A 10,867-nucleotide genomic window follows, 5' to 3' on the forward strand; every position below is an offset into this window, starting at 1 on the left:
CTGACGGGCAGACGTCCCGGCCAATTTCAATCGACTATCGGAGCAATCGAGCGAGATGGATTCCGTGAACGCGACCAGCCGCGAAGCCCTTCAACCAGGGACCTTGCAACCAGGGATCTTGCAATCGGGCATCCTGGAATCGAGCATTGCATCGGCGACACAGGGCGTCCTCGACTTCCAGCAGGCGGACGGCCACTGGGTGTTCGAGCTCGAGGCCGACTGCACGATTCCGGCCGAATACGTTCTGTTGCGCCACTATCTGGCAGAGCCGGTCGATGCCGTGCTCGAAGCCAAGATCGCCAATTATCTGCGCCGCGTGCAGGGCGCCCATGGCGGCTGGCCGCTGGTGCATGACGGCGAGTTCGACATGAGCGCCAGCGTGAAGGCCTATTTCGCGCTGAAGATGATTGGCGATTCCGTCGACGCCCCGCACATGGTGCGCGCGCGCGAAGCCATTCACGCCCGCGGCGGTGCGATTCACAGCAACGTCTTCACCCGTTTCCTGCTTGCGATGTTTGGCGTCGTCACCTGGCGCGCGGTGCCGGTGCTGCCGATCGAGATCGTGCTGCTGCCATTCTGGTCGCCGTTCCACCTCAACAAGATCTCATACTGGGCGCGCACCACGATGGTGCCGTTGATGGTGCTCGCAGCGCTGAAGCCGCTCGCCAAGAATCCGAAGGGCGTCGGCATCGACGAGCTGTTCCTGCAGGATCCGCGCTCGATCGGCATGACTGCGAAGGCGCCGCACCAGAGTATCGCCTGGTTCCTGCTGTTTCGCTCTCTCGACGCCGTCTTGCGCGTGATCGAGCCGATGTTCCCGAAGGCCTTGCGCAAGCGCGCCATCGATGCGGCGCTCGCCTTCACCGAGGAGCGGCTCAACGGCGAGGACGGCATGGGCGCGATCTACCCGCCCATGGCCAACATCGTCATGATGTACGACGCGCTCGGCAAGGACGAGAACTTCCCGCCGCGCGCGATCACACGCCGGGGCATCGACAAGCTGCTCGTGATCAAAGACGACGAAGCCTATTGCCAGCCCTGCGTCTCGCCGGTGTGGGACACGACGCTGACGGCGCATGCGCTGCTGGAAGCTGGCGGCGACAAGGCGGTGCCGGCGGCCAAGCAGGGCCTCGACTGGCTGATCCCGAAGCAGGAGCTCGAGCTGAAGGGCGACTGGGCCGTGAAGCGGCCCGACGTGCGTCCGGGCGGCTGGGCCTTCCAGTACAACAACGCTCATTACCCAGATCTCGACGACACCGCTGTGGTGGTGATGTCGATGGACCGCATGCGCCGGGAGCACGGTGCGACCGGCTACGACGCCGCGATCGACCGCGGCCGGGAGTGGATCGAGGGCATGCAGAGCGACGATGGCGGCTGGGCTGCCTTCGACGTCAACAATCTCGAATACTATCTCAACAACATCCCGTTCTCGGACCACGGCGCGCTGCTCGACCCGCCGACCGAGGACGTCACGGCGCGCTGCATCTCGATGCTGGCCCAGCTTGGCGAGACCGAGAAGACCAGCAAGCACGTGGCCGACGGGGTCGCCTACCTCAGGAAGACCCAGCACCCCGAGGGGTCCTGGTACGGCCGCTGGGGCATGAATTTCATCTATGGAACCTGGTCGGTGCTCTGCGCCCTCAACATGGCCGGGGTCGACCACGGGGATCCCATGATTCGCAAGGCCGCGGATTGGCTGGCCTCGATCCAGAACAAGGACGGCGGCTGGGGCGAGGACGCCGTCAGCTACCGCCTCGACTACCGGGGATGGGAGGCCGCCCCCTCGACCGCCTCGCAAACGGCATGGGCCTTGCTTGCCCTGATGGCGGCAGGCGAGGTTGATCACCCGGCCGTCGCCCGCGGGGTGGAGTACCTGATTGCAACACAGAACAAAAAAGGACTGTGGGACGAGCAACGGTACACCGCCACAGGCTTTCCGCGTGTATTCTATCTGCGATATCATGGTTACCCGAAGTTCTTCCCGCTGTGGGCGTTGGCGCGGTATCGGAACTTGCGGAACACCAACAGCAGGGTGGTAGGGGTCGGAATGTGACTTTGGGGACGGGGGACTATCTTACCGCGGGTAATGCCATCGACCCGCGGCCGATACTGATCGTGACCGGACTGGTTCAGGAGGCCCGCATCGCAGCCGGGCCCGGAATGGCGGTTATTTGTTCGTCCAGCAGCCCGACCCAGTTGCGGGCGCTGCTGACGGTGGTGGATCCGGAGACGATTCGCGGCGTGATCTCGTTCGGCGTGGCCGGCGGGCTCGACCCGAGCTTGCGCTCCGGCGACGTCGTGCTGGCGACCGAGGTGCTCGACGGCGACACCCGTTGGGCCGCAGGGCTCTCGCTCGGCGACGATTTGATCGACCGCCTGACCTCGGGCCGTCGCCGCGTGGTGCGTGGCAGCCTCGCCGGTGCCGAGGAAGTGGTCACCAAGCGCGCCTGCAAGGCGGCGCTGCACTCGGAGACGGGCGCTTCGGCCGTTGACATGGAAAGCCACATCGCCGCCGCCTACGCCGCCGAGGCCGGCTTGCCGTTTGCCGCGGTCCGCGTCATCAGCGATCCCGCCCACCGCGCGCTGCCCGCGCTCGCCCGCGCCGCCATCAAGCCGAACGGCCAGATCGACCTCGCGGCCGTCCTGCGCGGCATCGTGCGCAATCCGGCAACGCTGCATGCGCTGGTCTCGACCGGCATCGACTTCAACCGCGCTTTGCGCTCGCTGCGCGGCTGCCGCGACTATTTGATCGGCACGGAGCTCATCGAGAGCGAGGCGCTGGTGTCGAAGGCGGCGTGAGCGGCTTGCTCGATCGATAAAGATAGGGCCCGGTCGCCATTGGCGTCCGGGCCCTATCTGTTTTTTGGCCCGATTCTGAACTCGCTTCACCCCGACCAGGTGGGTGGAAGACAGATCTGGAGCGGCGGACGAAAGCCCGTAACGACCCTGCAAGACATCGTATTCAATGCGCGCCGGCAAAAGCCTGACGCTACCCGGACGAACTATTCGCGGCTTTCGTTTTTATTACGAGAATGATGCATTTACGGAGCTGGAGAGAGCTCACCAAGTTCGTGGGCCTTTTCGTTCGCTGCTGCGCCGGGCGCTGCTCATATAGTGACATCGCAGGCCACAAGACCCGGGCTGAATCTGCCGCAGCAGTCCAGACGGCAGTTGGACGTGCTGCATGCTTTGCAGGACACGTTCGGCGAACGGGTCCCGTTCGAGCTGTACCCAATTGAAGGCGGGCTATTGCCGATAGGCATCACGGACAATGGAGATGTCATCCATTGGCTCACAAGTGGCGCTGCAGCCGATTGGACTGTTGTCGTGAACGAGGCCCGCAGTCCGGACTACGAACATTCTCCATGTTTGCCTGACGCAATTCATCGAGGGCGTCATCGAAAGATCGATCCGCTGTCGGGCATTTCCGCTCTCGATTTTTTCAAGCGCCTCCCGCATTCCGCAGCCTGTGATCCCGCGTGTGAACAAAAGAAAAAGGGCCCGGGAATCACGGTGACAGTGCACTAAATCGTCGCCCGCCTTCGCAGGCATGACGCCACATGGCCCCGTCTTGCCCGTGTCGTCATTCCTGGACATCCCTACCATGTCATCCAGCGTGGCAATGGCCGGGCGCGCACGTTCCTTGAGGACGGCGACCATGCGTTGTACCGCGACCTTCTCGCGACGAATTGCAAGGGCGCAGGCGTCGAGGTGTAGGCCTAGTGCCTCATGCCAAACCACGTGCATCTCATCCTGGTGCCTTGCGCTCCGCAGAGAGCATCGGCCGCCCGCTTGGAGACAACCGTTTACTCGCCCCAATCGAACGCCAGACCGGTCGCGTCATCAAGTCAGCCAAGTGCGGGCCCAAGCCGTGCACGGAGACGAATGATCATTTAATGCACTGTCACCGCAATTCGCGCTGCAGAGAATAGCCAAGGAGCGAGCGGTGCAGTCGGGGTGGGTCGCAACGATATAGTACGTCGTGCGATCAGATAGGAGCAAACAAAAAACACTACAGCGAGCCCCTCGAAAACAAGAACAGCAGACGGCGGCGCTCCGCTAAAGTAAACTCCAACTCCAGCAAAGAAGTAGTAGAAAAAAGCCATTAGGCAAGCGCCCATCGCAAACCAGACGAATTTGGACGGAGCCATAACATGCGAGGTTCTAAATAGACGATAAAGCAACAGCCCGCACGCCGCGATTCCCAATGGAATGATCGACGCACCAATTGTTGTCAGTACGAGGTCGCTGGCCATCAGCTTAGCCACCTCAGTCACAGCGCCAGGATTCCAAATCAAGTCGATGATGGCTGGATTAACTCTGGTACCAATGCAGCACCCCAGTGCAATTGCTAACCAAATAGCAAAAACATGAAAGAGGGTGCTTCGTGTTCGCATGCTTCCAAGTGAAATTACGCCTCCACAACGGAACATCACAGACCCTAGCGCGATGGCTATTGGAAACATGATCAAGCTTAGTACAACAGAAAGCGCCAGCAATTTAGGAGAGGAATAGACCAGCTGCGACATTTCAAGGAAGTTCGATGGAGGGGGTGCATCGATAAGAGCAGCGGAAACGAAGTCTTCGAGACGAAGAGTCCGGATCACAGCTAGAGTCAAGCCAATCACATAGCCCAAGAAGAATATCCCCCAAAGACTTGGCGCAATAATGGTCACTGGAGCTTCCACGGCCGCGCGCCGGGAGGCTATGCCGGGGTGAGCAGCAAACAATCTTGACAACAAGGAGTGGACTCTTTTCTCGCCTCCCAGCGCTCCTAGCATTGATGGCGCACCAACAGTCGCCGCTGACGCGCTATCCGCATAAAGTTCGCGAACACGCAAAAAACTTCGGTGCTCGGCAAATAGGAGGATAGCCCATACGCAGGATTTCAGAACTGCAATAGCTAAAAGTAATAAGTTAGCTTTGAGCGGTGGAATCTGAGCAGCGATGAATGCCCCGAAAGGTTGGCCTGCGGCTTTCCAAGTTAGCCAACTTTGATAATTCATAGCGACGTTCATGAACAAATATTGCGCGACCGTAGCAATCAGCAGGACAGCAGATGCGACCACTAAAGCTTGCGCGAAGAAAGTTATTGCAAGGTCGCCGTTTTTGATGTGGCCAATTTCGTGCGCTATACGGGCATCAAACGCATCGGGCTGTTTGATCCGCAAAAGGAGCAGTCCGCGTCCAAGTAAGAGGTATTTCTTCCAAGGCAATCCAAACGCGAGAGCATCGTGGTTTCGAATATCGCGATCCATCAGCAACACGGGTGTCGCAACGCCCAATCCCTGACATAATTCTTGAATCTTAAGTGCGACCGGATCATTTGAGTCTAACTCACGCGCAGGCCCGAAGGAGTTTCTCCGCTTCACGGGGTGGAGGAGATATAAAAGGGTCGCCAATAGAAATAGCACGAATGTAGCAAAGCTCCCCCCTTCAATGGTGCTGAACGATGGCGCCTGAGACGTGAAGGGAAGAGAACTTCGCAGCACCCATGATTCTCCGCTCGTAAACGCTAAAAGTGCAGCAAGCGAGATGAGCAGGGCAAATCGAGCTCTGGTGGCACTAGGCAGTTGGGCAGGATTCAGCCGTGGGACCGAAGTCATTGCTGCCCGAATGATCTTGTAAGCGTTTGAACAATTCGGATCGATTGAACTTCATCCAATCCCTGCTCTACCGAAATCCTCTTGGCAGCGTCCAGCAGGGCGTTCAGGGCATCGGGCTTAAGCGCGAATGGAGGAGGGCTAGAGAGCCTGCTCTCAATCCACAGCTTGAGCTTTTTGCCGAAGCTCTCTCGGAATTGTTTCGCAGCGTCGTCTGCCAGGCCTCTCAAGACGGGCTCTGCGGCCTTCCAAACAGCTTGCAATGCGACTTTGCCAATTTCGTAAAGTGCTACTGCAACAACGCCACCTTCCGCCGATACACCAAACGCTAGCGTTCGATCTCTGCGCACTGATTTTGGACGCTGATGAGCATCAATAATCTCATCGAAGAAAGGTGTTTCAAGGGGTGCTATTTCGCCTGTCAGATTTCTACCGAAATCGCGGGCAAGATTTTCATATTCGAATTCTTGCAACAGAATACTCCCTTAAAAGGCCACAACTTAAAGGAAGATCTGGCGCTTATGCAACCCCGATTGGTGCGACTTACTAGCGCTATGAGCCTGAGGGGGCTGCCGATACTCAGGACCTTTCGCGCCTTATCGATCGCACAGATGGTTCTCTACCTCTCTCTGATTATTGATGATTCTCCTGGCTCTCCTTAAGTTTAGCCAAGCGACAGGGCTTTTTCGGCTGCTGACGGAGATCGAATATCGCGCCAAGTCCGCGGAAGACAAAAGGCATCCCTTTGGTGTATGAATGCGATCGTTGATCGGCTTGGGTTGCAGCGCTGAATTGGCGACGTTTTCCACGCCCACGATAAACCGTGGTAATGACGAATTACGGTGACAGTGCATTAAACTGACGCCGACGGCTGCCGCAGCTTGGCTCGTCTTGCCCGTGACGTCGTTCCCGGCCATCTCATGTCACCCAGCATGGCAACAGTCGCGGTCGTACGTTCTTCGAGGGGGGCGACTATGCGCTCTATCGCGGCCTGTTGGGGCGGCGAACTGCACCTCATCCTAGTGCCGTCCGACGTCGACGGGCTCCGTGCGCTCGCGCGCCTCCACCGCAGCCATGCCGCGATCACCCAGGCGCGACCGGACATTTCTTGTAGGCTGGTTCAGCGCCGCCGCGATGGACGAGGAGTGTCTCAATATTACGGTGACATTGCACTTAGTTGACGCCGTTCGCGCTTTGCAGGCTGTCACGCCAATGCCTGCGAGCATCAGTCCCTCGTCCAGTCCTCCAGCCGCAATCCGGCGATGCGCTGAAATTCGGCAGTGTTGTTGCTGACGAGCGGCAGGCCGCGCGCCATCGCCTGCCCGGCGATCGAGATATCGTAGGGGCCGATGGGTATGCCGCGCCGCGCCAGTTCCGTCCAGATCTCGCCGGCGGCTCGCGTCCTCTTGGTTGAGGTCGAGGATTTCAAGATCTGTGAAGAGAAGGCGAAGGATTTCGAGGTTGAATTCGACCTTCTGGCTGCGGTAGGCGCCGAAGTAGAGTTCGTGGGCAACGATGGCCGAGATCGCGAGCGCGCCAGGCTCGCTGGCTTCGACTCTGCGCAGGAGAGGTTCTGACCGGCGTGCGACAAGCGCGATCACGGCGTTGGTGTCGAGCAGCCATTTCGTCATCGAAACGCTCGGTCAAGAGCTGGGCGCGCCTGCTCGTCGGACTGCTCTCGGCCTTCAGCCATGAAGTCGGGGCTGAACCGCGCGCCACGGCCGCTCGAAGCGAAGCCCAGGGGCCGGTGGCACTCCGCTTCGGGGCGCAGGATCACGGCATCGCCTTCGCGTGAAACCTCGACTTCCTCGACCGCAAAACGAAAATCCTTCGGCAGCCGGACCGCCTGCGAATTGCCGGACTTGAACACCGTCGGGCAAAGCACCCCAAACCCGTCAACCCCTCCCCACAAAAACATTCTACTTTACCGAATTTCGGATTTATGGCATAGAGCGCTTATCCCGGCCCTCCCAGAGGGGCGCTTCGCGATCGTCACGAGATGCGGGTCGGGGTGCGGTGGACGCGGCAGCGCCGGCGCGGAAGGCGGGGACAGGGCGGGCAACCGTGAGTCATGCGCGACGCGGGACGAACGGCGCGGTCACAGCGGTTTTGGTCGTCGTCCGGGGGCGAGCACACGCTAGCTCTCGGCGATCAGGTCAAACCGTCCGCGGACGGAGAAGTCGTGTGGTCCTGACGCCCGCAGGCTGGCGTCAAGCCTAGCGGTGATGCGGCGGCCCGACCGGGCACGCGCATCGGTCATCCGCAAGGCGACGGGGGCAACAGTGCATCGCTCCCCGAGGAGAGCACGAAGGACACCGTTAAAACCATCCGCGCAGGGAAGGCCGGGCGACCGGCAACGCCTGTAGTCCACCCCGTGTGCGTTTTTCCATGCACGCGGACCGCGGGTGCCGCCGGCGCCCGGCCTTCCCTGCGCCCTCTGGTCTTTCACAGGGCGAAACGAAACAGCAAAGCTCGGGCGAAAGAAGCCGCGAGAATGTTGACGCGTGTCTGCGAGCAAGAGCGCATGGCAAAAGCAAGCTGGTGCCGCCCTCTCCGTCATTGCGAGCGCAGCGACTTGTCCGCCGAAGCCTCGGCGAAGGCGGAAGCAATCCAGAATCTTTCCGCGGAGGCAGTCGGGATTGCTTCGTCGCAAGAGCTCCTCGCAATGACGGCGTGGAGAGAGCGGGCAACACACTCGCGACTCGTGCCCCGGACGCGGCGCAGCGCCTCTTCGGCGGTGCGCTGCAGAGCCGGGGCCCATGCATCGATACAGCACGCGGCTGCTGGGTCCCGGCTCTGCGCAGCAGCGCAAAGAGCGCTGCAGCGCGTCCGGGACACGGGCCGCTCGTCTGACGGCGCACAAGACAAAGGCCCGGTCGCGTTGGCGATCGGGCCTTTCTCGGTTGTAGATATGATTGGCGCTTTACGCCGCGGTCGAAGCCTTCTGCGCGGCCTTCGCCTGCGCGGCCTCGGCCTCGTCCTTGCGGATCTCCGACAGGCGCTTCTGCACTTCCGCCGAGAAAATGTACTGCGCCGGGCGCTGCTTGCTCATGTCGATCTCCGGCGCCATGGGACCAGAGGTCCTGATGCCGCGCAGCGACACCCACATCGCCTTCAGCGGGTTGTTGAGGGCTGCGGTCGCCGCGGTCGGCTCGTAGCCGCAATGGGCCATACAGTCGGCGCACTTCTCGTACTTGCCGGTGCCGTAGGTCTCCCAGTCGGTGGTGTCCATCAGCTCCTTGAAGGTCTTGGCGTAGCCTTCACCGAGCAGGTAGCAGGGCTTCTGCCAGCCGAAGATATTGCGCGCGGGCATGCCCCAGGGCGTGCACTCGTATTCCTGGTTACCGGCGAGGAAGTCCAGGAACAGGCCGGAATGCATGAAATTCCACTTCTTGCCCTTGCCCATCGCAAAGACGTCGCGGAACAGCTTCTTGGTCTTGGTGCGGTTGAGGAAGTGCTCCTGGTCCGGCGCGCGCTCATAGGCGTAGCCGGGCGACATCGAGACGCCGACACCGAGCTCGACGGTGAGGTCGAGGAACTTCGCGATCTCCTCGGCCGGATGGCCGTCGAAGATGGTGGCGTTGACGTTGACAGTGAAGCCGCGCGCCTTGGCCGCCTTGATTGCGGAGACGGCGCGGTCGAACACGCCCTTCTGCGACACGGCCTTGTCGTGATGGTCCTTCAGGCCGTCGAGATGCACGGAGAAGAACAGATACGGGGAGGGCTCGAACAGATCGAGCTTCTTCTCGAGCAGCAGCGCGTTGGTGCAGAGCGAGACGAACTTCTTGCGCTCAACGAGGCCGCGCACGATCTCGCCGATCTCCTTGTGGATCAGCGGCTCGCCGCCGGGAATGGCGACCATCGGCGCGCCGCACTCGTCGGCCGCGTCCCAGCACTCCTGCGCGGTCATGCGGCGGTTGAGGATCGCATCCGGATAATCGATCTTGCCGCAGCCGACGCAGGCGAGGTTGCAGCGAAACAGCGGCTCCAGCATCAGCACGAGCGGATAGCGCTTGCGGCCAAGCAGTTTCTGCTTGAGCAAATAGCCGCCGATACGCATTTCCTTGAAGAAGGGGATGGCCATTACAAGTTTCTTTCTGGGCTTTTCAATTCGGGTGGGTCAGCTCGCAGCCAGTTGGGCCGGAAGCCGGAATTCGATGTTTTCCTCGCGGCCCGGCAACACCTGGACCTTGACCGGTCCGATTCGCCGCATCGCTTCGATCACGTCATCCACGAGTACCTCGGGCGCCGAAGCGCCGGCCGTGATGCCGACGGTCCTGGCATTTTTCAACCACTCCGGATTGAGCTCGCTGCCGTCGGCAATCAAATAACTCGCAACGCCGGCTTCGGTGCCGATTTCGCGAAGCCGGTTCGAATTCGAGCTATTGGCAGCGCCCACCACCAAGATCACGTCGACCAGCTTGCTCAAGTCCCTTACCGCAGATTGGCGGTTCTGTGTCGCATAGCAGATATCCCGGATATCCGGACCTTGAATATCTGTAAAGCGGGTCTGAAGGGCCGCGATGATATCCTTGGTGTCGTCGACCGACAGGGTGGTCTGGGTGATGTAGGCCACTGGCGTATCCGCCGGCAGCGTCAGGGCCGTAACCTCTTGAACGCTTTGGACAAGCAGCACGGGGGCGGGAACCTGGCCCATCGTGCCCTCGACCTCGGGGTGGCCGGCATGGCCGATCAGGATCAGCGTGCGGCCTTTGGTGATGTAGCGCTTCCCCTGATTGTGAACTTTCGTGACCAGCGGGCAGGTGGCATTGAGCACGGGAAGGTCGCGAGCGGCGGCCTCTTCCTCGACGCTGCGGGCGACTCCGTGAGCGCTGAAGACCGTCACCGCCTTCGGCGGCACCTCGGACAACTCCTCGACGAAGATGGCGCCTTTGTTTTTCAGGCTCTCGACGACGTATTTGTTGTGCACGATCTCATGGCGCACGTAGACGGGCGGGCCGTACTTCTGCAACGCCCGTTCTACGATCTCGATCGCACGCACCACGCCCGCGCAGAAGCCGCGCGGTTGCGCCAGATAAACTTCCATTGGTCGCCCATCACGCAAGTTGCACCAATCCGCTTCGTAAGTCCCGGCGGCACCTCGATACTGACCAATGCGTTGCAATATCCGCACCATTGGTCCGCGCACGCGGTAGCCACCCACCCCCGTCGGGGCTCCGGCGCATGGAGGCGCAATACTCTGTGGCAAAAAATCGGCGGCAAGGGAAGGTCGAATGGACCTGGGTTCCCCGCCGGGCTAATTT

At 60.8% G+C, this 10,867-nt stretch carries 8 protein-coding genes and 1 pseudogene; 2 read left to right on the top strand and 7 right to left on the bottom strand.

The genetic code is table 11. From position 1 onward, the window contains the following. The first annotated feature begins 55 nt into the window (after positions 1-55). Positions 56-2,053, top strand: coding sequence for a squalene--hopene cyclase (shc, locus tag GGD65_RS28545; RefSeq protein ID WP_183237350.1), 1,998 nt, complete (start codon positions 56-58; stop codon positions 2,051-2,053). Further along, on the top strand, positions 2,050-2,799 hold the full coding sequence (locus GGD65_RS28550) for a phosphorylase (protein ID WP_183237351.1): 750 nt from the start codon (positions 2,050-2,052) through the stop codon (positions 2,797-2,799). Before shc ends, GGD65_RS28550 begins: the two co-directional genes overlap by 4 nt. A 447-nt stretch (positions 2,800-3,246) precedes the next feature. On the opposite strand, the gene GGD65_RS28555 is transcribed toward GGD65_RS28550, so the two are convergent. The 7 genes and pseudogenes from GGD65_RS28555 to ispH form a co-directional block, all read right to left on the bottom strand. After that, the gene (locus GGD65_RS28555; RefSeq protein ID WP_183237352.1) at positions 3,247-3,660 is read right to left on the bottom strand and encodes a hypothetical protein; all 414 of its coding nucleotides are present in this window, start codon (positions 3,658-3,660) and stop codon (positions 3,247-3,249) included. 233 nt (positions 3,661-3,893) lie between these two features. Further along, positions 3,894-5,492, bottom strand: coding sequence for a M48 family metalloprotease (locus GGD65_RS28560; protein WP_183237353.1), 1,599 nt, complete (start codon positions 5,490-5,492; stop codon positions 3,894-3,896). A 110-nt stretch (positions 5,493-5,602) separates the two neighbouring features. Further along, entirely contained in the window at positions 5,603-6,076 is a 474-nt protein-coding gene (locus tag GGD65_RS28565; RefSeq protein WP_183237354.1) for a hypothetical protein, read from the bottom strand. A 752-nt stretch (positions 6,077-6,828) separates the two neighbouring features. Continuing rightward, a pseudogene (locus GGD65_RS28570) lies at positions 6,829-7,234 on the bottom strand (type II toxin-antitoxin system VapC family toxin). Continuing rightward, positions 7,231-7,473 carry a type II toxin-antitoxin system VapB family antitoxin gene (locus GGD65_RS28575; RefSeq protein WP_312017735.1) on the bottom strand — a complete coding sequence of 81 codons (243 nt, stop codon included), beginning with the start codon at positions 7,471-7,473 and terminating at the stop codon, positions 7,231-7,233. The pseudogene GGD65_RS28570 and the gene GGD65_RS28575 overlap by 4 nt, the downstream one beginning before the upstream one ends. 1,053 nt (positions 7,474-8,526) lie before the next feature. Continuing rightward, the gene (hpnH, locus tag GGD65_RS28580) at positions 8,527-9,687 is read right to left on the bottom strand and encodes an adenosyl-hopene transferase HpnH (RefSeq protein ID WP_018315701.1); all 1,161 of its coding nucleotides are present in this window, start codon (positions 9,685-9,687) and stop codon (positions 8,527-8,529) included. A gap of 36 nt (positions 9,688-9,723) precedes the next feature. Beyond that, positions 9,724-10,650: a 4-hydroxy-3-methylbut-2-enyl diphosphate reductase gene (gene ispH, locus GGD65_RS28585; protein ID WP_183237356.1), complete on the bottom strand. Its 927-nt coding sequence runs from the start codon at positions 10,648-10,650 to the stop codon at positions 9,724-9,726. Between the last annotated feature and the right edge of the window lie 217 nt (positions 10,651-10,867).

The sequence above is a fragment of the Bradyrhizobium sp. CIR18 genome (assembly GCF_014198295.1).
GTDB lineage: Bacteria > Pseudomonadota > Alphaproteobacteria > Rhizobiales > Xanthobacteraceae > Bradyrhizobium.